At 66.0% G+C, this 26,136-nt stretch carries 8 protein-coding genes; 4 read left to right on the forward strand and 4 right to left on the reverse strand.

Going from position 1 to position 26,136, the window contains the following annotated elements; genetic code table 11:
• The 4 genes from RHODMAR_RS03880 to RHODMAR_RS03895 are packed head-to-tail and all read right to left on the reverse strand — an operon-like array spanning nucleotide 1 to nucleotide 6,636.
• Nucleotides 1–1,647, reverse strand: a complete 1,647-nt coding sequence (locus RHODMAR_RS03880) for an ArnT family glycosyltransferase (protein WP_008711486.1) — start codon at nucleotides 1,645–1,647, stop codon at nucleotides 1–3.
• Nucleotides 1,644–3,152 carry a glycosyltransferase gene (locus RHODMAR_RS03885; protein ID WP_008711487.1) on the reverse strand — a complete coding sequence of 503 codons (1,509 nt, stop codon included), beginning with the start codon at nucleotides 3,150–3,152 and terminating at the stop codon, nucleotides 1,644–1,646. Before RHODMAR_RS03885 ends, RHODMAR_RS03880 begins: the two co-directional genes overlap by 4 nt.
• The gene (locus RHODMAR_RS03890) at nucleotides 3,149–4,657 is read right to left on the reverse strand and encodes a YrzE family protein (RefSeq protein ID WP_008711489.1); all 1,509 of its coding nucleotides are present in this window, start codon (nucleotides 4,655–4,657) and stop codon (nucleotides 3,149–3,151) included. The genes RHODMAR_RS03885 and RHODMAR_RS03890 overlap by 4 nt, the downstream gene beginning before the upstream one ends.
• Nucleotides 4,654–6,636 carry a hypothetical protein gene (locus RHODMAR_RS03895; protein WP_042937881.1) on the reverse strand — a complete coding sequence of 661 codons (1,983 nt, stop codon included), beginning with the start codon at nucleotides 6,634–6,636 and terminating at the stop codon, nucleotides 4,654–4,656. The genes RHODMAR_RS03890 and RHODMAR_RS03895 overlap by 4 nt, the downstream gene beginning before the upstream one ends.
• 332 nt (nucleotides 6,637–6,968) lie before the next feature.
• On the opposite strand from RHODMAR_RS03895, the gene RHODMAR_RS03900 reads away from it, so the two are divergent.
• From RHODMAR_RS03900 to RHODMAR_RS03915, 4 genes are all read left to right on the forward strand, one after another.
• The gene (locus tag RHODMAR_RS03900) at nucleotides 6,969–8,036 is read left to right on the forward strand and encodes a cellulase family glycosylhydrolase (RefSeq protein WP_008711493.1); all 1,068 of its coding nucleotides are present in this window, start codon (nucleotides 6,969–6,971) and stop codon (nucleotides 8,034–8,036) included.
• Nucleotides 8,037–8,108: 72 nt separating this feature from the next.
• Nucleotides 8,109–10,160: a PhoX family protein gene (locus RHODMAR_RS03905; protein WP_042937886.1), complete on the forward strand. Its 2,052-nt coding sequence runs from the start codon at nucleotides 8,109–8,111 to the stop codon at nucleotides 10,158–10,160.
• A gap of 323 nt (nucleotides 10,161–10,483) precedes the next feature.
• A complete protein-coding gene (locus tag RHODMAR_RS03910; RefSeq protein WP_008711497.1) occupies nucleotides 10,484–25,123 on the forward strand; it encodes a non-ribosomal peptide synthetase in 14,640 nt (4,879 codons plus the stop codon).
• Nucleotides 25,120–26,133 (forward strand): alpha/beta hydrolase, encoded by a 1,014-nt coding sequence (locus RHODMAR_RS03915; protein WP_008711498.1) that lies wholly within the window; start codon nucleotides 25,120–25,122, stop codon nucleotides 26,131–26,133. Before RHODMAR_RS03910 ends, RHODMAR_RS03915 begins: the two co-directional genes overlap by 4 nt.
• Nucleotides 26,134–26,136: the final 3 nt, after the last annotated feature.

The raw sequence follows: 26,136 nt of genomic DNA on the forward strand, positions 1-26,136 counted from the left end.
TCAGCCGGGTACCCGGTAGAGTCGCCAATCCGGTTGGTCGGCACCGGTGTTGGGCACCTCGAGGGCCAGCGGATAGAGCTCGGCACCGTTGTCGTAGATCGTCGGATATCGGCGGTTGATCGCGTCCGATACCCCGCGACCCTCGTTGGGCACCGTCAACAGGTACCGCACACCCGCGGGACCGGGGTCGTTGAGGATCTCGGTGAAGTCCAGATCGGACGGGATCACGAAACGCGTCGGGTGTGCCGACGCGGCTACGACGGCGAACCCGTACACGGTATCGACCAGTATCGAACCGTCGGGAAGATCCTGACTGTCGAGATACGCCGCCAGTTCGCGTTCGGTGGAGAAGGAATCGATGATGCGCCGCGCCGTCGACGCGTCCACGTCGTCGGCCGAGGGATCCTCGTCGAGGAGGTAGCCGAGCGCGTACTGCTGACTGGACAATGACGGCTGTAGCATCGCCCATCCGGTCACGGGAACAGCGAGCACACAGAGCGACACCGCCGCCAGTGCCATTGTCGGGCGTAAGGGCGGCAGCACCAGGCGACGCCTGCGGAATGCGCCGGCCCGCCTGGTGGGCCGGTCTCCTGCAGCCGGAAACAGGTGCACCACAACAATCGCCGCCAGGGGCACCGCACAGATGAAGAACCTCAGGAAGCCGAATGTCGAGCCGACGATGTAGCTCGCGGCCTGGAATGCCAACACTCCACCGAAAAGCAGGGGTGCCACCACGAATTGGAGGTCTCGACGACGCAGCGCGAGTACCACGGCGAGCGGCAGCGTCACCAGCAGCGTCGGCCCCAACGCGACGAAGGCACCGAGCGAGAACAGGACGGTGCTCTGCAGATCTCCGCCGGCCCCGCCGGATTGCGTCAGGATCGCGGCGTTGCCGTAGCTCGAGGACAGCTGGGCGAGCGCCTCGCCGGTGATCAACCAACTCGTGCCGATCCACACCAGGAACATCGCCGTCCCAGGTCCGGCGATGAGGACAGCATCGAGAACAGCTCTGCGCCGCATGCTTTTCCAGTGTTTCCGACCCCGGCGCAATCCGGTGACGACGGCCACCAGCACTGCGGCGAGGGCTATCGGGACGACGCCCTCGTAGCGGCACAGGAACGCCAGACCCAGAGCGATGCCGGCCAGCACCAGATCGTGGACGTCGTCGGAGTCCACCCAGCGGATCAGTCGTCGCACGGCCCAGCAGAGGAAGAACAGGAAGCCGGCCTCGCTCATGCCGTTGGCTCCGTAGAAGACGATCATCGGGTTGATCGCGAACACCGCCGTGATCAGCACGCTGTAGCGTCCGGGCAGTCCACGGTCTCGACAGATCCCGTGAATCATCACCACGGCACCGGCCATGAACACCACCGACACCGTGATACCCGAGACGTTCCAGCGGGTGATCGACGGCCACCACGACGCGAAGGCGACCATGGGTAACTGCGCCAGGGCGGTCAACGGCGTGAAGATGAAGCCGATCGCCGACACGTGCGGATCACGACTGAGCAACACCGCCTGCGCCGCCGAGGTCCGCGACAACGCGTCGCCCAAGAGGTAACCGAAACGTAGGCTCAGCGTCAGTCCCACCGCCAGGTAACCCACCACGGCACTTCCGAACACCACCCATGGTGCGCGCACGCTCATGAGCTCTTCTCCTCGCTGGGCTCGGCAGCAGCAGCGGGGCCGGACAGTCCGTGGAACGTTTTCTCCCAGTAGGAGGGATTGCGGACGAGCTGCCAACACCCCTTGATGGACGCCACACTCATCATCACCCAGTACAGCGGCATCGTCAGGCTCGGAACGAGCAGGTAGGCGTTGTCACTCTCGCGACTGGCGATCAGATACATGTAGACGGTGGCGATATTGCCGACCACCAGCGACAACAACGAGAAGTAGTAGATGTAGGGCGGAAACAGCTCGGCGATCAGATCCGGCTGGCCGAGAATCCACGCGGCAGTGGTGAACCAGAAGATCATGTTGATGCACGCGGTGATCGGTGTCCCGGCGAGAAGCAACGTGAAGCGATAGGTACCGACCGGCCCGAGAGCACGGACAGTCACCATCGGCCTGCGCATGTGCACCAGCCAGGTCTGCAGATATCCCTTGTACCAACGTGATCGCTGGCGAACCCAGTTGATCGGATCACTGTTGGCCTCCTCGAGGGTCGTCGAATCCAGCACGGCCGTCGAGTAGCCCGAGGCTGCGATGCGCACTCCGAGGTCTGCATCCTCGGTGACGTTGAATCCATCCCAGGCACCGACTTCGTCGATCACGTCGCGGCGAAGATGATTGGAGGTTCCGCCCAGCGGGATCGGTGAGGTGCTGGCCATCAACCCCGGTAGCAGGTACCCGAACCACAGGGCGTAGTCCGCGGTGAACCAGCCGGTCAGCAAATTCTGAGAACCGTTGTGGAAGGCCAGCTTCGCCTGCACACACGCCACGGTGTCCGGTAACCGCTCGAAGGCGGCCACGACGCGCCGTAGTTGTAGCTTCTCGGGCAGGTCCTCGGCATCGAAGATCGTCACGATCGTTCCGGTGGCGAAATGCAGTCCGTAATTGCACGCCTTCGGCTTCGTCCGGGGGTCACCGGCAGGCACCAGAACCACGTCCACGAGATCGCTGACGCCGCTGCGCGCCGCGGCCTCGATGGTCACCTCGTCGTCTTCCTCGAGCAAGAGAAGGACCTGTAGTTTGTCGGCGGGATAGTCCAGGCCGGTCATCGCCGCGATGAGATCACCGACCACCTCGGGCTCGTCGTACGCCGGAACCAGAATCGTGTACAGCGGCAACCGATCATCAGGGATTGCCAAGGCTTCCCCGTCGGTCACCGTCACGATCGCCGAGGCGTCCAGACCACGAGAGAACAGCAGCACGCGGTCGATCATCGCCAAGAGATATCCGAAGGTGCAGACCACGGTGACCACCAGCAGCGTCCCGACGGGAGCAACGATCGCACACGCCAGCAGCAGCAGGACGCTGCCGATAGCCGTGTACTTCTGCCACGGCACGAACGCAACAGCCGCCGATGCCAACGGGTTTCGAACGGCCAGGCCGTTGATGGCGTCGTCGAGTGCAGCGGCTCGAAACTGCTCGGTCTCCGTGCCGACCCGCGGGGGCGGCGGCCGCCTGCCTGCCGGAGTCTCGGTCATGGAGTCGAGCCGTTCGTCGGTGCCCACTGCGCTCGAACGAGTCCGGTCCCGAAACTGGTCAAGAGCTCCCGGTCCTTGTACTCCGGATCGTCGTCGACGGAAATCGCATTTCCGCGCAGGAAAGTACCGATCGCAGTACCCAGATTGGAGGCCATCGAGGGCATCGGTTGCGGAAAGTCTGCATCGGCATCGTGATTGTCGACGCTGATGATCGTCACTCGTTGCACCACATCGCCACGCTGCCAATGGAATACCACTTTGGTCCAGGTCAGTAGCAACGCGTCACTGACGGAGGTGTACATCGTGCCCGTGATTCCGCGGCCGAGTTCGATGGTGAGCGGTCGACTCGTGCGAGTATCCGACAGACGGTAGAGCGTGCTCTCCGGGTAGACGTCCAGACTGGCGCGATTGGTGGTGGACAGCACGTCGACCACCACCGTCCGCGGCCTCGCGCGGATGTCCCACGCGGAATTGCCCTCGTCGGCACGCATCGTCTGCCGAATCAGAGTCGCCTTGGATCCGAAGAACGAACGAACCCAATCGAATTCCTGGATCCCCGTTCGGCTGAAACCGACCGGGGCCAGAAGGGGTGTCGATACCGGCCCCGGTGGCCCCGCCGCCATCGATACTTCCGGACGGCTGGGCAGTGGAATGAAGAAAAGAATCAGTGCGGCGCCGATCGCGACGATCTTGGAACTCGGCGACCACTTGGCAGTCGGCACAGCGACACGTCGTGGCCGGCGCGCCTCGGTCCGGTCACGACGGGCCACGACGTAGAAGGCCGCCCCGGTGACCGTTGCCGCTCCGACGGTCGGAACGAGCTGCAGCCAGACAATGCGGATCTGCGGCCACAGAATCAGCATGAGTGCTGCGAGGAAGAGCCCGGTCAGGACGGTGCATCCGAAACCGAACCAGCCACGCCGCCTCGTCCGGCCGACAGCAATAGCCCCGGCGATACCCGCCAGCAGCACCAGCACCGCCGCGTAGGCGAGTCGGCCTCCGCCCAATCCGACAGCGACCATGCGATAGCCCAACGGACTCAACGCAAGCAGCAACAGCCATACCGACCAGAACCGGCCCACCGGCCGGAGCCCGAACATCAGAATTGCGCCACCGAAGAAGTAGGCCAATGCCGCAAGTACGTCCAAGTGTGAGAGCTCGTACTGGTCGGCGTACCGAGGCAGCCACAGCCCCTTGATCGCGATGGACGCCAGCAAGGCGATGCCGCCGACGATGTTGTCGGTCTGACGATCGTGAATCGGCAACTCGTCGGCCCTGCGCCGCGCAACGCCCTGCGCTGCAACGACGGCGAGGAGCGGTAGAACGAAGACATACGCCGTGATCGCTCCGGCGGCGGCCTCCCGCGCCAGCCGCACCCAGGTGGGGAAGAAAGCCAGCACGGCGCAGACGACGAGTACCACCCAGCGGAAGACCAGAATATCGACGGCACTTCGTGACTTCCGCCAACGCGTGAGGGGCCGCGTCTCCTCGGATCCTGCGGTCATTCCGATCCGCTGCGCCGACTCGACTTACGCCGCGAACGAACCACGAACACGACCGCGGCCACGGCGGACGCCGCCAGCACCGCCAGACCGACTCGGACCAGGAGCACCGTCGACGAGTCGGACGATCCCGGGTCGGCCGCGGCTGCTGCATTGTCGGCACCCGACAGCGCCGTGCTGGACAACGCCATCGGTTCGGTGCCCGGGGCGGCGAAGACGATGTCGCCACTGAGCCCGAACCAGCGCGCCGGATCGGCATCGAGCCAGGTGAGGATCGCGTCGAAACTGTCCGGCGTCGAGTTCCAGGATCCGACCAGAACGGCCTTGTTCTGCACAGAGGTCACCTGCAGGGTCGCGTACGGCGCAGCGGTGTCCACTGTCAGTTCGGTGGCACCGTCGGCAGCGGGGTCGGTGATCCGGAAGGTCGTCTCGTCCACCGAGGAAAGCGGCAGCGTCACCCCGTCGGGGAGGTCCGCCGTCGGGGCGATCACCACTGCGGGCGCAGAACCGTCGAGCGCCTGATCCATCGACACGACCTCGGGCACGAGCGGCCGGCTCGACAGCCGTTGCAGACCGGTCGCCACGGTGACCGCTCTGACGGCTCCGGCGTAGGACTCGTCGGCCAGCGCGATGTCGAATTGCGGCATCAGCGCCTGCGGCATCGATCCGAGTCCCAGTGGGGCGGGTATCGACGAGTCGGCCGATCGTACGACTGTCGTACCGTTCACGGTCACCGTCGACTCCGCTGTGGCAGCGCAACCAGTGCTCGTACTTGCGGGATGATCGACGGAGATGTCGAGCGTCGCGTTGCGAGCGAGGGCGGCATCCGGAATGTCGATCCAGCGGTCGAGTCGACCGGTGTCGTCGGCCTGCCAGACCGCGAGCGGGCTCCCGTTCATGCTGGCCCGCACCGATCCGCTGCCGGGGGTGTAGCTACCGATCACGTGCACCGACAGGTTCGACGCCGAACGGCCGAGCTGCGTCTGATCGATGGAGACAGCGGCTGTGGCGGTCGCCGAGCCCGAACCGGTCACAGTGCCGATACCGAGTTGGTCGAGCGTGACCGAATCGGGTGCAACCTGGGCATTCGGTGCGGACGGACCGGCCGTCGCTGCGGTAGCGACGGCGATAGCGGCGAGATTGCTCGTGATCAGACGGGCCTGATCGGTCAGTGCGGATCCCGAACCGGTGAGGTACAGCCGCGGCGGAGCCGGTTCCACCGGATAGATCAATTCGGCACCGGCATCGCTGTTCGTCGACAGCACTACCGATCGCTCGAACGGTCCGTCCGGGGCGGCCCCCTGCAATTCACTGTCCGGCCGTACCTGCACCTGGACCGTCTGCGAACCGTAGTGATGCACTACCGACGTCGCGACTGTGGTTGCTGCGCTGATCGTTTCCCGATCAGGCTCGGCCGGAACGAACACCGTCAGCGTGCGCAACAGGGCCGGCAGGAATTCCGCGATGGTGGCGGGCACAGTCGGCTGCCCTCGATACTCGACCGTCGCGTCGATCAGTCGCAGCGCATCGGACTGCAGGTCAGCGCAATACCGATCGTCGGGTATCAGCGATGGGATCAGATCGATTCCGATCACCCCGTCGACGGTCTGTGCCGAGTCCAGTGGAATCGACACCGGTGTGGTGGGCGCGGCGTCGTCCAGGGGAATTCGGGTGATGGGTCGACCGTCCGATTCGACGTCGACCCACCCGCGGTCGACCCAGGCCGGAGTGGTGATCATCGCAGTCAACGACGATGGCACCGTGCCGGCCGGAGCCGGCACGGTCAACCGGGTGCGCGGGCCGGCCAGGTCGATGGTCGTGGACTCACCGAGACCCAACTCCGCGAAGGTGAATCGATCCGACTCGGCGGCGTCCACTGCTGATGGCTGCTGATCGTTTGGCTGCGCCGAGGCAACTGCAGCAGACATCAGTACCGGAATTACGGCCAACACCGCAGTCGAGGCAACACGCACGATTCGCATGGGAAATAGTCCAGCCTTCGATAAATGAAACGGAAACTCAGAGACTATCGCGCACTTCGGGAGCGCAGGCCCCCGGCTGCCGTCACGTCGCATACGAAAATATGGAAACTCGGCCACTAACCGACTGTGAGACAGGATAATTGAATCCAATCAGCGGAGCGGTCGATGGGAATCCCAGTTGGCGGATCAGGACCCGACGGAGCACCCTCGAACCGTGCAGATCAATTCTCGAGTCGTTCGATATTCGTAACTTCGAAAATGCGTGTTCCCGCGTCTAGCATTACGCGATGCGGATCGAATCCAAATTTCTACGGTGCGCAGTCGGCACAGCAATGTTGCTGATCGTCGCACTCGGCACCGGCACGCCCGTTGCCGCGGCAGCGCCGGAGGTGGGTGCTCGCGTCACCGCCGAAACCGATGGCCTCGCTCTCGACGGACAGTCCTGGTGGCCAACCGGATTCAACGCCTACCAGCTGGCGACCAATTGGTCCGTCAATTCCGGTTGTGGCGCGATGGTCGATCTCGACAGCTACTTCGGCGCGCTTCCCCCACATTCGCTGACCCGATTCGACGCGTTCCAGGCGTTGGCGATCAACCGATTCAGCGGCGCGCTCGACTTCGGGCCCATGGACGCGGTATTCGCGGCGGCGGCCTCACACGATCAGCTTCTGATACCCGTCCTGTCGCCACAGGACGGGGCCTGCGAGGGAGACATCTTCAAGGACCGCCAGTGGTACGTCGACGGGTGGACGACGCCTCCCGCAGTGCCCGGGACGACCGCGGTGACGAGCTTCCAGCAGTGGATGCAGACCGTCGTGAATCGGTGGAAGGACTCTCCTGCGCTGGCGGCGTGGGAGTTGGTCGGCGAGCCGGAGACGAGCTCGTGCACCGACGCGTCGTGCTCGTGGTCCACGCGAACCTGCACCGCCGGTGCCGCACAGGTGTTGCGCGAGTTCTTCGACACCGCGGGGGAGCAGCTCCGCGCGATCGATCCCCGCACCCTGATCACTGCCGGTCTGACCGGCGGCGGGCAGTGCGGTAGCCAGGGCGACGAGTACGAATATCTGGCCGAGTCGCCGTTCGTCGACGTACTGCAGTATCACGACTACGGTGCCGACGGCGTGCCCCTTCCCGGGGACCAGTGGAACGGATTGCAGCGACGCATCGCCCAGACCGCGGCAGTAGGAAAGCCACTGCTGGTCGGCGAGATCGGCCAGTTGGCCGGTTCCTGTGGTGACCTGGGCGCTCGCGCAGGCAGTATCGCGACGAAGATCGACGGTCAGCGAGCTGCGGGTACCGCGGGCGCACTGCTGTGGGCTTTCGTCCCGGACCCGCGGCCCGGTGAGTGCACCTACGACATCGGGCCCGGGGATCCGCTGTGGCAGACGATCGGCTCTTAGGGCATCCTCGTTCTCTCCGACTTCACCTGAACGTTCCTTTACTTTCGCTTTTGGGTGACAACGTGCCGTGGCATGAAGCCATTACCCTTGTTTGCCGTTCACGACGGAAGCTCCAAGCGATCAACATTGACGTGCAAGTACAAGTGCGGTGATGCGTGCTTCCACGAGATTCCCAATACATCGAAGGGCGAGTACTTCGGCGACATCGTCAAGACCGCGATGTCGCGGCGCGGTGTGATCAAGGGCGGAGCGATGGCAGTGCTCGCCGTGGGCGCGGGTAGCGCTCTGGCAGCATGCTCCACCGACGAGCCGTCGGCTACCGGAGGTTCCGGTACCTCGGGCACCGACACCCCTCCGGTTGACGGTGTGGATTTCGTTGCGGTGGAACCGAACACCGAAGATGCCGTCGTAGTCTCCGACGGCTACGAGCAGGGCATCGTCATTCGCTGGGGCGACGCAGTCGTCGACGGGGCACCGGAATTCGACTTCGACAACCAGACTGCCGCCGCGCAGGAGAAGCAGTTCGGCTTCAACAACGACTTCGCCGGCCTGCTGCCGGTCGAGGGCACCCCCGATGCGCACCTGTTGGTGGTCAACCACGAGTACACCACCGAGCCGGCCATGTTCAAGGGCTACGACGCCGAGAACCCCACCCGCGAGCAGTTCGACGTCGCCCTTGCTGCACACGGACTTTCGGTGGTCCAGGTGCAGGGCGAATCGGGTTCCGGAAAGCTGACCCCGGCGATGGGCCAGTACAACCGCCGCATCACCGGCACCACCGAGTTTCTCGTCACCGGCCCGGCCGCGGGCAGTGACTTCCTCAAGACGAGCGTCGACCCCACCGGAACGAAGGTGTTCGGCACGTTCAACAACTGCTCGGGTGGCCTGACTCCGTGGGGCACCGTGCTCTCCGGCGAGGAGAACTTCAACCAGTACTTCGGCAACGCAGAAGCCGTCACCGATCCCGGTGCAGCCGAACGGCTCTCGCGCTACGGTATCGAGGGTGCCGCGAGCGAACGCCAGTGGGAACGGTTCGACAAGCGCTTCGATCTGGCGCAGGAGCCCAACGAGGTCAACCGCTTCGGCTACGTCGTCGAGGTGAACCCGTGGGATCCGCAGTCGACTCCGATCAAGCACACTGCGCTCGGCCGATTCAAGCACGAGGCCGCCACGATCTACGTCACCGACGACGGCACCGTCGTGGCGTACAGCGGCGACGACGAGCGCTTCGACTACATGTACAAGTTCGTCTCGAGCCGAAAGATGATGCCCGGTACCGGCCAAGCCGCGATGCGCAACAACCTGACCCTGCTGGACGCAGGCACGTTGTACGTCGCCACACTCACCGGCGATAGTCCCGACGAGATCGACGGATCGGGCGCCCTGCCGTCCGACGGTGAATTCCGCGGCACCGGCACCTGGATCCCGCTGCTCGAGACCGGCGAGGACGGCCGCGGGAAGTCCCTGGTCGACGGTATGTCGGCCGAGGAGGTTGCAGTCTTCACCCGTCAGGCAGGCGACAAGGTGGGGGCAACGAAGATGGACCGTCCGGAGGACTTCGAGCCCAACCCGGTCACCGGCAAGGTCTACGTCGCACTGACGAACAATTCCAAGCGCGGCACCGAGGGCAAAGCCGCCGTCGATGAGGCCAATCCCCGCAACACCAACAAGAACGGCCAGGTGCTCGAGCTCGACGACGACCACGCGGGCACGTCGTTCACCTGGAATCTACTGTTGGTCTGTGGCGACCCGAACGAAGCCGACACCTACTACGGCGGCTTCGACAAGAGCCAGGTCAGCCCCATCTCGTGCCCCGACAACCTGGCGTTCGACTCCAAGGGCAACCTGTGGATTTCGACCGACGGCAACGCGCTCGATTCCAATGACGGCCTGTTCGCCGTGGTACTCGACGGCCCGCGCCGCGGAGAGACTCGTCAGTTCCTGACGGTTCCGGCAGGCGCGGAGACCTGCGGCCCGACCGTCAGCGACGAGCGGGTCACGGTGTGTGTGCAGCACCCGGGTGAGAGCGACGACGCTACAGCCGACGCACCGATCTCGCATTGGCCCGACGGCGGCAACACTCAGCCGCGGCCGTCCGTCGTCGCAGTCTGGAAATCTGCATAGCACGGAAGTCGGCTCAGCTGTAGCTATTTCGCAATTCCGGGGCGCTCGTCGTCGGCGACAGCCGACCACGAGCGCCTTCTGCGTTGGTAACTGTCATCGAACGGGCCGCGGGGATTCTGGGTATTCACAAGGTCTCCGAGAATCCGGCGGAGGCAGTTGACCCGTTGATCACGGGTGTGTAAACCTACCCGGAAGGCCGGTAGCTGGAACTGCATTCGGGCTCTGCCCGCAACGGAGGACGTGTCGGGGCAACGTCGACCTCCGCTCATCGCAGAACGACGCGGCCGGTAACCGCTCCCTTATGTGCACGAAGAGGCGAGTCATTGGAATCTCTCGATTCACTGACGATTCGGGAAGAAGAGCTCGATCGGACGTCCGTAGACGACACCGAGCCGTTTCCCCTCACCGCCGCCCAACGTGGACTCTGGTTTGCTCAACATCTGTTGAGCGAGGTGCCCATCACCATCGCGAATTACCTCGATATTCTTGGTGGTGTCGATTTCGATCTGATGCGCTACGCCGGTCGCCGCACCGCTCGTGAGTTCGGTGCAGGCTCGCTGCGACTGCTCGAGATCGACGGAGAACCGCACCAGTACATCGACGTCGAGCAGGGCGACGACACCGTGGTGCTCGATTTCCGCCACGAGGCCGATCCGGAGGCCGCGGCACGTATGTGGATGCGCGCCGCCTACAGCACCGCTATCGATCTGACCCACGGTCGCCTCATCAAGGGTGCGATGCTCCGCATCTCCGACGACCGGACGTTCTGGTACTCCCACGTCCACCACATCGCGCTCGACGGTTACGGCGCCGTGCAATTCATGAGACGCGTCGCATCCATCTATACCGACGTCAGCGAGGGCCGCGAGCCCGCCGCGTCCAGGGCCGGCTCGCTCGGCGAGGTCTACGCCGCCGAGGCGCAGTATCGACAGTCGCCGCGCTTCGCGAAGGATCGCCAGTACTGGCAGGACAAGACGGCCGACCTCCCGTCGCCGCCGTCCATCACCGGTCTACTCGCTCCACCCGCGGCTCGAGCGCACCTGTGCGGCGGGTACCTCCCGGAGACGATCGAGCGGGCCTTGGACGGGGCCACGCACCGACTCGACTCCGCCTTCGCCCCGCTTGCGATCGCTGCCGTGGCGACCTTTCTGGCTCGGATGACCGGGACCACCGACGTGGTGCTGAGCCTGCCGGTCGCCGGACGCACGACGGCCGTGCTGCGCCGGTCCGGTGGCATGGTCTCCAACGTGCTGCCCATCCGGGTTCGTATCGGTGCGCACTGCACGTTGGCGACGCTGGTGTCCGACGTGCAGTTGGAACTGACCGGTGCACTGCGGCATCAGCGCTATCGAGCCGAGGACATTCGCCGTGACGCCGGCGGCGGAGCCGAGACTCGCGGTTTCTTCGGCCCGGCGATCAACATCATGGCCTACGAAACCGAAGTTCCGTTCGGTCCGCTCACCGGGGAATTCAACGTGCTCTCCACCGGGCCGGTGGAGGATCTCTCGATCAACATCTACCCGTCGACGGACGGGTCGCGCTCCCGCCTGGAATTCGAGGGCAATCCCAATATCTACGGCAGCGAGCAGTTCGCGCTGCTGCACCGCCGGTTTCTGAATTTGTTCGAGTGTTTTCTCACCGCCGACGCCGACGCACCGATTCTGGGACTCGATGTGCTCGACGCCGCCGAGCGGTCGGCGCTCGTGCCATTCGTGGGCCCTGATGCGGTTGTCCCCGAACTCTTTCCGAACCTGTTACGCCGCGGCGTCGACACGGCAGCCGAGAACGTCGCCGTCGAATTCGAGGACGAGACACTGACCTACCGCGAGTTGGACGAACGTGCCAACACCATCGCGCGTGCTCTGATCGCCCGTGGTGCCGGGCCCGGCACCGTCGTCGCCGTCGCGCTACCGCGTGGAACGGCGTCGATCGTCGCGCTCTGGGCCGTCGCCGCGTCGGGTGCCACCTTCGTGCCGATCGATCCCGGCTACCCGTCCGAGCGCATCACGCACATGCTCGTCGACTCCGCCGTGACGATAGGAATCAGCGAACACTCGCTCTCGCAGCAACTTCCGCAGCGGGTGCACTGGCTCGAACTCGACGACGTCGAGTTTCGCGACGAGTGCGCAGCCCGCTCGAGCGCGCCGATCACCGACACCGATCGACGCGTGCGGCTCACCGAACAACACGCCGCCTACATGATCTACACCTCCGGATCCACCGGCACGCCCAAGGGCGTTCTCGTCACCCACTCCGGACTGGCCACGTTCGCCGCGGACGCCAGACCCGAACTGCGCGTGAGCACCTCGTCACGACTGCTGCGGTTCTCGTCGTCGAGCTTCGATGCATCGCTGTTCGAGATGATCCAAGCGTTCAGTGCAGGAGCGACGATGGTCGTCGCGCCGCGCGAGGTGATCGGCGGCGCGGAGCTCACGCATTTCCTGCGCGACCGCCGCGTCACCCACATCATCTGCGCGCCAGCCCTCCTCACCACCGTCGATGCAGCCGAGCTCGTCCACCTCGACGCCGTCGTCGTCGGTGGCGACGTCATGCCACCCGACCTGGTCGATCGTTTCGGCGCGACAGCGTTGCTGTTCAACAGCTACGGCCCTACCGAGGCCACCATCGTGGTGACGATGACGCAACCGCAGACCGATGCGCGCGCCATCACGATCGGTCGCCCGCTGCAGGGCTCCCACGCTCTCGTGCTGGACCGCTTGCTGCGGCCCGTACCCCCCGGATCGGCGGGCGAGCTCTACCTCGGCGGCCCCGGCATCGCCCGCGGGTACCACCACCGAACCGGACTGTCGGCGGCGCGATTCGTCGCCGACCCCTTCGGATCCGGACGTCGTCTCTACCGCACCGGCGACATCGTGCGATGGACCGGCCCGCTGGACTGCGCCGAGCTCGAATTCGTCGGCCGCAGTGACTTCCAGGTCCAAATCCACGGACAACGCATCGAACTCGGCGAGATCGACGCGGTTCTCTCCCGGCACGAGGCCGTCGACTTCGCGGTATCGGCCGTCCACCAGCACGGTGCTGCGTCGATCCTGGTGTCCTACGTCAAACCGGCCCAGGCTCTCGATCACACGGCGTTGCGTACCTTCGCGTCTCGCTTCCTGCCCAATCACATGGTGCCGGGAGTGTTCGTCGAACTCGACGCCATTCCCTTGACACCTACCGGCAAGATCGATCGATCTGCACTTCCACAACCCACCTTCGAGTCCGACACCACGGCCTACCGGGCCCCGGCAACACCGGTCGAGAAGACCCTTGCCGACGCCATGGCCGTGGTGCTGCAACGTGACTCGGTGGGCGTCGACGATTCGTTCTTCGCACTCGGCGGCGACAGCATCGTCGCGATCCAGCTGGTGGCTCGGGCCAAATCGCTCGGGGTGGTGATCACTGCCCGTGACGTGTTCGAGCGTCGGACCGTCGCCGGGTTGGCGGAAGTCGCAACGGACGTCGCGCATCAGGTGATTCTGGAGGAGCTACCGGGCGGAGGCGTCGGCGCTATGCCGTTGACCCCCATCATGACTCGGACGGTCCGCTCACAGATCCTGCCGGGCGGAATGGATGCGTTCCACCAGACCGTGGTGTTGACCGCGCCTGTCGATCTCGAGCTCGACGGACTGCGGCGGACCGTCGCTGCGATACTCGATCATCACGACGCGTTGCGCTCGGTGCTGACCGACGACGGAATGACGATCCGGCCCACAGGCAGCGTCGATCTCGACGCCATCGTCACGCGCGTATCCACCACCAGCAGACCGGGCAGCCCCGAGTTCACCGCCGTGCTCGCCGAGTCGGCTCGGGTCTTCGCGGCCCAGCTGCGGCCCCGCGCGGGCGTGATGCTGCAGGTCGTCTGGGTGGCCCCCGACACCGGCAGTCCCGAGATCATCGACACCCACGGCATCGGACGCATCGTGATCATCGCGCACCACCTGGTGATCGACGGCGTCTCGTGGCGGATTCTGATTCCCGACCTCGCCGCAGCGTGGCACCAGGTGCAGGCAAAATCCGCGGTGGTCCTGCAGCCGGTGGTCACCTCGACGCGCCGCTGGGCCCACGGACTGCGCGACGTCACCGCGAATTCCGAGCCCGAATTGAACCGCTGGACAGCACTTCTCGACGGACCCCACGATCCGATCGGTCGGCGCCCACTCGATCCGACGCTCGATGTGGGTGCCACCCGCGATCAGGTGTCGGTCGAGCTCAGTGCCGACATCACCGAGGCACTGACCGGGCCGCTGACGCGCGCATACCGCAGCACCGTCAACGACGTTCTGCTCACCGCTCTGGCACTTGCGGTCTGGTCCGAACGACCGTCCTCGTTCCTCGTGTCGGTCGAAAGTCACGGTCGCGACGAGGATCTCGTGCCGGGAGCCGATCTGTCCCGGACGGTCGGATGGTTCACCTCGATGCACCCAATACGCCTGTGCCTGGACGGTATCGACGCCGAGAGCATCCTGGCCGGCGATTCGTCCGTGGCCGACGCCGTCAAGCGCGTCAAGGAACAGGCCCGCGCGATGCCGGGGACAGGTGCCGGCTTCGGACTGCTGCGGTACCTGAACGACAACACCGCTGCCGTGCTCGCCGAGCACAACACTCCCCAGATCAGCCTCAACTACCTGGGGCGAATCGCCACCGACATTCCCGACGCTTTGCGCGGACGCGGCTGGATTCCCGACGCGTCCATGGAGATCGTGTCGGGAAGCGGCGATCGACTGCCGGTCCCGGTGGTCCTCGACATCAACGCCGTCGTCACCAACGGACAGTTGAAAGCCACGTTCGCGTTTCCGCGGGGGGTTCTCGACCGCGAGACCGTCGGCGAGTTGGCCGAGCGGTGGAGCGCGGCGCTGGGTCGTCTCGCCGAGCACGCAGGCGCTGCGGACGCAGGTGGGCTGACACCGAGCGATGTGCCGATGGTGCCCCTCGATCAGGACCAGATCGATCGCTGGGAGAGCACCTTCGGTGAGCTCGAGGACATCTGGCCCCTCGCCCCGCTGCAGCACGGACTGATGTTCCACTCCGAGCTCATGCGCGGACACGTCGACGTCTACACCGCGCAACTGGTGTTCGAGCTCGGCGGCGATATCGACGCCGCCCGCCTGCACCGCGCTGCGTGCCGGCTGCTCGCTCGCCACGACAGTCTGCGGACGGGCTTCGTTCGTGACGACCGGGGAACTCCGGCACAGCTGGTACTCGCGGACCCCGAACTGCCCTGGCGCACCGTCGATGCCGGCTCCGACGAGGTACCGGCCATCGCCGATGCCGAACGCACCGCCACATTCGACCTGGACGCACCGCCGCTGCTGCGGTTCGTACTGGTGCACACCGAGCACGGGGCTTCGCTGGTGGTCACCAACCACCACATCCTGTTCGACGGGTGGTCGATGCCGATCTTCGTCAAGGAACTGCTGGTGCTCTATGCGGCCGACGGTCTCATTCCGATCCCGGCGAGGACGTACCGCGACTACCTGAAGTGGCTGGACGAGCGCGATCATGCAGGCGCACTGGACAAGTGGGCCGAGGCGCTGGCGGGTCTCGACGAAGCGACACTGCTCGCACCCGGCCACGGGGCGGACCTCGGTCTGCCCGGCGAGCTGTCGGTGCCCTTGACCGAGACCGCGGCGACCGCGCTGAAGGTCGCGGCCCGGAACCTGTCGGTCACCGTCAACACCGTCGTGCAGACGGCCTGGGCGCTGATGCTCGCCGCCGAACTCGGCCGCGACGACGTCGTGTTCGGGGCGACGGTCTCGGGCCGGCCGGCCGATCTGACCGGTGTCGAGGACACCCTCGGGCTGTTCATCAACACCCTCCCGGTACGGGTACGCGTGCACCGGGACGACACCGTTGCATCGCTGCTGGCCCGCGTGCAGGCCCACAGTGTGGGTCTGCTGGACAGCCATCACGTCGGGCTGCCCGAGGTCCGCTCACGAGTGGGTGCCGGTGCCGGGTTCGACACCTTGACGGTGTTCGAGTCCTATCCGGTGGACCACTCTGCGCTCGACAAGGACACCGACATCGCCGGCTTGCGCGTGCGCAACCTGCACGTCGCCGATGCCACCCATTACCCACTGACCCTGATCACCGTTCTCGAACCGACGGTGCGGATGACTCTCGAATATGCGGCATCGGTTGTCGATCCGGCCCGCGCCTCGTCGATCGCCGACCGTTTCCGCACTGCACTGACCGCATTGATCGGCGACCCGCAGACTCCGGTGGCGTCGCTGGACCTGCTCTCCGAGGGCGAGCATTCGCGTCGAGCAGCCGGCAATCGCACCGAACACCCGGTGGCCGAGACCACCCTCGTGGACCTGCTTGCCGCGGCGGCGGACGAGCATGCCGCGGCAACCGCGGCGGTGTTCGAGGGCAAGAGCCTGACGTACGAGAACTTCTGGGCTCGGGTGCGCTGCCTGGCCCGGTACCTGCGCGGCTCCGGAGTAGGACCCGAGCACGTGGTGGGTGTGGCCATGACCCGCTCGCTCGACCAACTCGTCGCCGTGCACGCGGTGGTGGCCGCCGGCGGTGCCTACCTCCCCATCGACCCGTCGCTGCCGCACGACCGCATCGCTCACCTTCTCGACACCGCCTCGCCGACGCTGATTCTCGGGTCACTGGACGATGTTCGGATCCGAGTGGTCGATCCCGGCACGGTGGACCTGCGCGAGTTCAGCACCGCACCCCTCGACCCCTTGCCCGAGCTACGGCCGGACCATCCGGCGTATGTGCTGTTCACCTCCGGATCCACCGGAAAACCCAAGGGCGTCACCGTCTCGCACCGTTCGATCGTCAACCGGTTGATGTGGATGCAGCACGAGTACCCGATCACGTCCGCGGATGTCGTACTGCACAAAACTCCGGCCACGTTCGACGTCTCGGTATGGGAACTGTTCTGGCCGCTGCTGGTCGGTGCCAAGACGATCATCGCCGAGCCGATGGGACACCGGGACCCGATGTACCTGTCGGCCCTCGTACGCGAACACGAGGTCACGACAGCACATTTCGTGCCGTCCATGCTGGAGCTGTTTCTCACGTACGGCACACCGGAGCGCTGCATCTCGCTGCGGCAGGTCTTCGCCAGCGGTGAGGCACTGCCCCGAGCCGTGGTGGACCGGTTCCACGGTGCGATCGCTGCCGAGCTGCACAATCTGTACGGACCGACCGAGGCTGCAGTCGACGTCACCTACCACCGCACCAGGGCAGGCGAACAGGGCTCGGTACCGATCGGTGCGCCGGTGTGGAACACCACCGTGCACGTGCTCAATTCGTTTCTCCGACCCGTGGCCGTCGGGGTCACCGGCGAGCTCTACCTCGGCGGCGTACAGCTGGCCCGCGGCTACTGCGCGCGAGCAGACCTCACGGCCGCCCGATTCGTCGCCTTCGAGGACGGGAACCGGTTGTACCGCACCGGCGACCTCGTCCGCTGGGCCGAGGATGGCGCACTGGAGTACCTGGGTCGCAACGACTTCCAGGTCAAGCTCCGTGGTCAGCGTCTCGAACTCGGGGAGGTCGAGGCGGCCCTGCTCGCAGTCGAGGGTGTGCACTCGGCGGTTGCCGTCGTGCGCTCGGACCGCCTGATCGCGTACGTCGTCGGTACCGCGGACACCGACGCGATGACGGCACATGCCGCTCGCACCCTCCCCGAGTACATGGTGCCGTCGAGCATCGTCGTGCTCGACGCGATGCCACTGGGCACCGCCGGGAAGCTCGACCGCGCTGCACTCCCCGACCCACTCGACTCCATCGAGGAGTTCGCAGCGCCGTCAGGGGACGCCGAAGAGGCTGTCGCACAGATCTTCTCCGATGTCCTCGATGCAGATCGCGTCAGCGTGAACCGGTCGTGGTTCACGCTCGGCGGCGACTCGCTCACCGCGACCCAGGTGATTGCGCGGATCAATGCCGAGCTGGACTCCGACCTCGGCGTCCGAGACCTGTTCGAGGCACCGACCGTCCGCGCGCTGGCGCAACGTCTGGGCCGCGGCGGTGGCACGCACGGCATCGTCGTCGGCCCCCGACCGGGCCGGATTCCGTTGTCACCGGCGCAGCACCGGATGTGGCTGCTCAATCGATTCGATCCGTCGTCGGGGGCGTACAACATCGCCGCTGCCTTCCGCGTCTCCGGAGTGCTCGACGTCGATGCGCTGCGTGCCGGACTGGTCGACGTCGTCGAACGCCACGAGATTCTGCGTACCGTCTACCCCGACGGTCCCGAGGGCCCCGAGCAGGTGGTCACCGGGCAGTACCCGGACGTGACGGTCGGCCGAACCACCGAATCTCTGCTCGACGGTGCCCTGCATGCCCTCGCAGCACAGGGATTCGACGTGACCGCTACCCCGCCGCTGCGGGTGGCAGTGCTCGAGATATCGCCTGAGGACCACGTGCTCGTCGTCGTGGCGCATCACATCGCCGCCGACGGTTGGTCGATGAACCCGCTGGCCCGTGACGTCATGATCGCGTACCAGTCACGCGCAGTGGGTCGTACACCGCAATGGACGCCGCTGCCGGTGCAGTATGCCGACTACGCACTGTGGACCCTCGATCGTCTCGGCGACGAGCACGACGCCGATTCGATCGCGTATCGGCAGATTCGATACTGGAAGTCCGCTCTCGACGGGACGACCGATCGGCTCGCGCTGCCGACCGATCGGCCCCATCCACCGGTGGCGTCGCATCGAGGTGACCGACTGTCGATCGAGCTGGAAACCGGCACCGTAGCAGCGCTGACCGCGTTGGCCGAGCGCACCGGAACCACGCGCTTCATGATCGTGCATGCGGCCTTGGCGGTGGCGCTTGCCCGCGTCTCGGGCAGCCGCGATATTGCCATCGGCACCCCGGTGGCCGGGCGCGGGCAACGCGAACTCGACGACCTCGTCGGGATGTTCGTCGGAACCCTGGTGCTGCGCTCACAGATAGACCCGTCCGAGACGTTCGCCGAGATTCTGAGCTCGGTCCGCGAGCATGACCTCGACGCCTACGCCAACGCCGACATCCCCTTCGAGCGCCTGGTCGAGATCCTCCAGCCGCCGCGCTCGACGGCCTACCACCCGCTGTTCCAGGTGATGCTGTCCATCGAGGATGCGACGCCGCCGTCGGTGGAGCTGGCGAACCTGTCCGTCCGACCACTCGACACCTTGCATGTCGCAGCCAAGTTCGACCTGCACGTCACCGTGTCTTTCTCGTCCGGGATCGCGTCGGTCGAATTCGTCTATGCCACAGATATATTCGATGCGGCGACAGTCGCCACCCTCGCCGAGCGGTATCGCACCGTCCTCGCGTCGGCACTCGCAGAACCGGATCGACCGGTGGGGGATATTCCGATCCTCACCGCCCGCGAGACACCTGGGCTGAACGGCGCACCCGAGCTCGGTCATCGCACCCTGCCCGACCTGTTGGTGGGCGCGGTCATGAGTTCGGGCGGCAGCGCTGTCGCTCTCGAGGCGGGTAGTGCTCGATGGACCTACTCCGAGCTCGACGATGCGGCGACAGTCTTGGCGCGCAACCTGATTCGACGCGGCATCGGGCCGGAACAGTACGTTGCGGTGGCACTGCGCCGGGGCGTCTCCTCGATGCTCGCGACCTGGGCGGTGGCCAAGACCGGGGCGGCCTTCGTTCCGATCGACCCGACCTATCCAGCCGAACGCATCGCCTACATGTTGACGGATTCAGCAGTGGCACTGGGCATCACGGACGACGAGCATCTCGGCACGCTACCGGCCGGAGCGACCTGGATGTCCCTCGACGATGCGTCCGACGCCGACGCAGGGTACACAGACGCCGACTGCACACCGGTGGGCGACCTGGACCGAACCGAAATGCTCCGACCCGATCACCCCGCCTACATGATCTACACCTCCGGAACCACCGGGCAACCGAAGGGCGTCGTCGTCTCCCACCGCGGGCTCGTCAATCTCGTTGCCGACCTGGTCGACCGCTTCGATCTGGACAACTCCTCGCGCACATTGCAGTTCGCATCACCGAGCTTCGACGCCTCGGTCCTGGAGCTACTGCTGGCCGTCGGCGCGGGATCGACCATGGTGATCGCCGACGCGGAGGTCCTCGGGGGCACCGACCTCGCAGCCGTACTGCAGCGCGTCACCCACGCCTTCGTCACCCCGGCCGCCTTGGCCACCGTCGACCCGACCGACGTGTCCGAGACGACCACGATCGTCGTCGGCGGCGAGCCCTGCCCACCGACGCTCGCCGAGGCGTGGGCCGGGCACCTGCGACTGTTCAACGGATACGGCCCCACCGAAACCACGATCTTCGCCACGATCGACGGCCCTGTCGAGACCGGATCGCCCGTGTCGATCGGCGGTCCGGTCCGGGGCGTCGAATCGGTGGTACTCGACGATCGACTGCATCCGGTGCCGACGGGAACAGTCGGGGAGCTGTACCTCACCGGAGATGGCGTCGCACGCGGCTACCAACGCCGATTCGGTTCGACTGCAGCACATTTCGTCGCCGATCACGGTGGGCGCAGGCTCTACCGCACCGGCGACCTCGTACGCCGTCGGGGTGAGCGGTACGAGTACATCGGACGTCGCGACGCTCAGGTGAAGGTGCGTGGATTCCGAATCGAGCTCGGTGAGATCGACGCGGTGCTCGCCGGATACGACGGCGTCGCCGCGTCGGTGAGCGCGGTGAACGGGTCCCAGGTGTTCGGCTACGTCGTCCCCGCCGCCGGCCGGGTACTCGACCCCGAATCGATTCGACACCATGCACGGCGATTCCTGCCCACTCACATGGTGCCGCAGACGATCACGATTCTCGACGCTCTGCCGCGCAACGGCTCGGGCAAGATCGACCGGGCGGCACTGCCGACACCGTCGCTGTCGACCCAGGTCTTCGCCGAACCTGCTACCGATACCGAACGCATTGTCGCCGAGGCTTTCACGGTGGTGCTCGATGTTGATCCCGTCGGAGCCGAGGACGACTTCTTCGCCCTCGGCGGCACGTCCCTGTCGGCCACCCGGGTGATTGCGCACATCAACGACGCTGCGGGCACTGCCCTGCCGGTGCGCGCACTGTTCGAGTCGACGACGGTGCGATCGTTGGCCGTGGCGGTCGACGCAGCTGAACGCTCCGCTCTGCCGCGACTGGTGGCCGGCACCCGGCCGTCGGTGATCCCACTGTCGTTCGCCCAGATGCGCATGTGGTTGCTCAACCGGTTCGATCCGGCGTCGGCGGCGTACAACATCGCCTTCGCGGTGCACCTGCGCGGTGACGTCGACGGCAACGCCCTGCAGCTGGCCGTCGACGATGTACTCACGCGACACGAATCGTTGCGCACCTACTTCCCGGTGGTAGGTGACGGTCCGGCACAGGTGATCGTCGACGACGTCCCACTCGACCTGCAGCCGGTGGACGTCGACTCCAGCGAGGTGCTGGCACGGGTGGCGGCAGTGATCGGTCGCGGGTTCGACGTCACCGCCGCCGTCCCGGTGCGCGGGGCGCTGCTACGAACCGGGCCGAGCGCCCATGTACTCGTCCTGGTCGTGCACCACATCAGCGCCGATGGTTTGTCGATGACGCCGTTGGCACGGGATGTGGCTCTCGCCTACGGGGCGAGAGCCCACGGTACCGCGCCGCAGTGGTCACCATTGCCGGTGCAGTACGCCGATTTCGCGGTGTGGCAGCGAGCGGTGCTCGGTAGCGACGAGGATCCCTCATCGGTTCTGGCGCAACAGGTTCGATACTGGACCCGAACCTTGGCCGACCTGCCTGCCGTACTCGACCTGCCGACCGATCGGCCTCGACCTGCAGTGGCATCCAAGCGTGGACGCGCCGTGACGTTCTCGCTGTCCGAGCAGACCACGGTGCAGGTGCGGTCGCTCGCGCGGCGCACCGGATCCTCGGTGTTCATGGTGCTGCATGCGGCGTACAGCGCACTGCTCGCCCGGCTGACCGGGAGTACGGACATCCCCGTCGGCACCCCGGTATCGGGTCGCGGATCGGGAGCGTTGGACGACGTCGTCGGGATGTTCGTCAATACCCTCGTGCTCCGACTCGACGTCGATCCTTCTCGATCGTTCGCCGATCTGGTCGCACACACCCGTGCAGTCGATCTCGCCGCGATGGAGCACTCGGACGTTCCGTTCGAGCGAGTGGTGGAAGCAGTGGCACCGGCACGCTCGACCGCCCACTCCCCGCTGTTCCAGGCTCTGATCGCCGTGGAGACCGAACGGCCTGAAGGCGTGCGACTGCCCGGGCTCGACATCACGCCGTTCCCGTACGAATCCGAGGTCACCCGCTTCGATCTGGCCCTGACCTTCACCGATTCCGACGGACTCGACGGATCTCTGCGGTACGCAACCGATCTGTTCGACGCCGACACGGCTGGGCGATTCGTGAACGAGTTCACCGCGCTCCTCGGCGGCGCCCTGGCCGATCCGGCGGCGCCGATAGGTGATCTTTCCCCGACCCGAGACGGCGTGCTCCACGGCTCGCCCGACACCCCCGCGCGGACCCTCGGCCAGCTCATCGACGCTGCCGTCGACAACCGGCCCGACGCAATTGCATTGCGCTGGAACGGGATCGACTACACCTATCGCCAGGCGAACGCACACGCCAACCGTGTAGCTCGGGTGTTGATGGGATACGGCGTCGGGCCCGAGACCGTGGTCGCGGTGGCGTTGCCTCGATCGGCGGAGTCGGTACTGTGCACCTGGGCCGTCACCCGCACCGGCGCCGCGTACCTGCCGGTCGATCCTGCTTATCCGGCCGAGCGCATCGCGCACATGATCACCGACTCGGGTGCGGTGCTGGGGTTGACCACGTCCGACGCGCGACGCGGCCTCCCCTCCGATGTGCCCTGGGTCGAGCTCGACGACCCCGTTTCGGTCGCCGAGTTCGAGGAGGCGGGCGAGACACCCATAGCAGCAGCCGAATTGACCGGACCGGTGCTGACATCCACCGCCGCGTACGTGATCTACACCTCCGGGTCCACCGGCCGACCCAAGGGCGTCGTGGTCAGCCACCGGGGACTGGCGAACCTGGCGGCATCACGCAGGGAACTGCATCGCGTCGAACCCTCGTCGCGGTTCCTGCACAACACGTCTCCGAGTTTCGACATGGCCGTCGGCGAAATGATCTCGGCGCTCTCCGCCGCTGCGACACTCGTAATTTCGCCGCCGACCGTGCTGGGTGGGGCGGATCTGGCGTCGTTCATCCGCGACGAACAGATCACCCATACCTTGATGACGCCCTCGGCGCTGTCGACACTCGATCCGGAGGGTCTGGATTGCCTCGAGGTGCTGTGTGTCGGCGGCGAGGCCTGCAGCGCCGAACTGGTCGCCCGGTGGAGCCAGGGCCGTGTGATGCTCAACGGCTACGGGCCCACGGAGGCCACCGACATCTCGACCCTCGGTGAGGTGCGGGCCGGCGAACCGATCACCATCGGCCGGCCGTTGCACGGTCTGCGAGCGATGGTGCTCGACGGGCGTCTGCATCCCGTGCCGGTGGGCGTACGCGGCGAGCTGTACGTGGCCGGACCGGCATTGGCGCGCGGTTACCATGGCCGATCGAGCTTGTCGGCAACACGATTCGTCGCCGACCCGCTGAATCCGGGAACGCGGATGTACCGCACCGGCGACGTCGTGCGGCGCACCGCAAACGGTCGATTGCTCTACAGCGGTCGCAGTGACCAGCAGGTAAAGATTCGCGGATTCCGCATCGAGCCGGGGGAGGTCGACGCGGTCCTGACCGCGCACGCCGACGTCGATGTCGCCGTGACGATCGCTGCGGCCGGCCCGGCGGGGGAGCAAACGCTGGTCTCCTACATCACCGGCACCGCGGCACCCGAGGACGTCCGCGAGCACGCGCGGCGCCTGTTGCCGGCCCACATGGTGCCCGCGGCCGTGACGATGATCGAACAGGTTCCGCGCACCGGAACGGGCAAGCTCGACACCGCCGCCCTACCGAAACCGGTGTTCGGCACCACCGCGTACCGACCCGCACGGACGAGCGCGGAGATCGGCGTCGTCGAGGCATTCGAGGCTGTCTTGGGTACGCAGCGAATCGGATTGGACGACAACTTCTTCGATCTCGGCGGCAGCTCGCTGTCTGCGATGCGGGTGATCGGCGAGCTTCGCGCGCGCTCGTACGAGATCGGCATGCAGTCGCTGCTGATGGATGCGACGGTGAGAACCGTTGCCGAACGGATCTCGTCGGGCCGCTCCGATGCCGCGGAGCTGGACGTGTTGCTGCCGCTGCGGGAGGGCGGCCGGGGCGCTCCGATCTTCTGTATCCATCCGATACTCGGATTGTCCTGGTGCTACTCCGGATTGGGCAACTACGTCGACAATCCGCTGTACGGGCTGCAGACTCCTTGGCCGGAGGAGCTGCCGAACACATTGACGCAGTTGGCCTCTCGCTACCTCGAGGAGATCGCCCGCGTTGCGCCCGACGGACCGGTACACCTGCTCGGATGGTCGCTCGGCGGCGTCATCGCGCACGAGATGGCAGTGCAGTCGGCCGCCTCCGGCAAGGCCGTGGCCTCACTGACGCTGCTCGACGCACACCACGGCGACCAGGGGGACTGGGCCGATGCGATTCCGGTGGCAGACCTGATGTCCGGACTCGGACTCGATCTCACGGTGCCGGAGGGTCAGGTCGTCTCCCTCGACACCGCAGGCGAACTCCTCGACTCCGTCGACACCGGCGGCATCCTCGACCGCGCCGACATCGAGCGACTCATCGGAGCGGCGCAGCACAATCACCAACTGCTGCAACAGCATCGACCCGGTGTCCATGCCGGCGATGTCCTGTTCGTCGGTGCCGGGCTGGACGGCGGCCATGGCGTCGGGCAGTGGTATCCGCACATCGCGGGCGCAGTCACGGTCGTCTCCGTCCGGGCCACGCACTGGCAGATGTGCGCGCCGTCCACCCTCGCGGCCATCGGTCCTCGCATAGCCCACGAACTTCGCATCACCGAGAAGAAAGAACCGAAGAATCGATGAAAGCTCCACGCCTGACGGCCACCATGTTGGCCGTCGGCCTGCTGTTCGGTCTACCCGCGATTGCAACGGCGGATCCACTGGCTCCTGTCACCGAACAGGCCCGGGGCCCGGTAGGGACCATCCGAGGGATCGACAAGATCGACGACGCCCGCTGGGATGTGTACGTCTACTCGCCTTCGATGGACACCGAGATCAAGATTCAGGTGATCAGGCCGGCAGATACGTCGACGCCGCGCCCGACGCTGTACATGCTCAACGGTGCCGGTGCGGGCGTCGACGGTGCCAACTGGCTGGCCAAGACCGACATCGTCGACTTCTTCGCGGACAAGAACGTCAACGTCGCGATGCCCGTCGGCGGGTACCTGAGCTACTACACCGACTGGGAGCGCGACGACCCGAAGCTCGGCCGCAACAAGTGGCAGACGTTCCTCACCCACGAGCTACCGCCGGTTCTCGACGAGGCGTTGGGTGCCAACGGCATCAGTGCCATCGGTGGGCTGTCGATGTCCGCGGGCTCGGTCCTCGATCTCGCGATCCACGCGCCCGGACTGTACCGAGGCGTGGCGTCGTACAGCGGTTGCGCGCAGACGAGCGACCCGGTGACCCGTACCTTCATTCGCGCGTTGGTGCAGCTACGCGGCGGCGGCAACACCGACAACATGTGGGGGCCCGACGGTGATCCGCGCTGGGTCGAGCACGATCCCCTCGTCAACGCCGACAAGCTCCGTGGGCTCGAACTGTTCGTCTCGAACGCCAGCGGTCTGCCCGGCCCGTACGAGATGCCCGGGGCCGATCGTCCCGCCGGATCCCCGCCGCTGGCGGACCAGATCGTGCTGGGCGGACTGATCGAGGCAGGGTCCAACACCTGCGCTCACAATCTGGTGAATCGTCTCGGCGAACTCGGCATTCCCGTGACGACGGACTTCCGTCCGAACGGAACACATTCGTGGCAGTACTGGCAGGACGCGCTGCGGGCATCCTGGCCGACACTGGAACGGGCACTGAGTTAGCGA

Source organism: Rhodococcus sp. AW25M09 (genome assembly GCF_000333955.1).
Classification (GTDB): domain Bacteria; phylum Actinomycetota; class Actinomycetes; order Mycobacteriales; family Mycobacteriaceae; genus Rhodococcoides.

Coding starts and splice junctions, on each gene's coding strand:
- RHODMAR_RS03880 (WP_008711486.1), bottom strand. CDS start 1,647: ATGAGCGTGCGCGCACCATGGGTGGTGTTCGGAAGTGCCGTGGTGGGT.
- RHODMAR_RS03885 (WP_008711487.1), bottom strand. CDS start 3,152: ATGACCGAGACTCCGGCAGGCAGGCGGCCGCCGCCCCCGCGGGTCGGC.
- RHODMAR_RS03890 (WP_008711489.1), bottom strand. CDS start 4,657: ATGACCGCAGGATCCGAGGAGACGCGGCCCCTCACGCGTTGGCGGAAG.
- RHODMAR_RS03895 (WP_042937881.1), bottom strand. CDS start 6,636: ATGCGAATCGTGCGTGTTGCCTCGACTGCGGTGTTGGCCGTAATTCCG.
- RHODMAR_RS03900 (WP_008711493.1), top strand. CDS start 6,969: ATGTTGCTGATCGTCGCACTCGGCACCGGCACGCCCGTTGCCGCGGCA.
- RHODMAR_RS03905 (WP_042937886.1), top strand. CDS start 8,109: ATGAAGCCATTACCCTTGTTTGCCGTTCACGACGGAAGCTCCAAGCGA.
- RHODMAR_RS03915 (WP_008711498.1), top strand. CDS start 25,120: ATGAAAGCTCCACGCCTGACGGCCACCATGTTGGCCGTCGGCCTGCTG.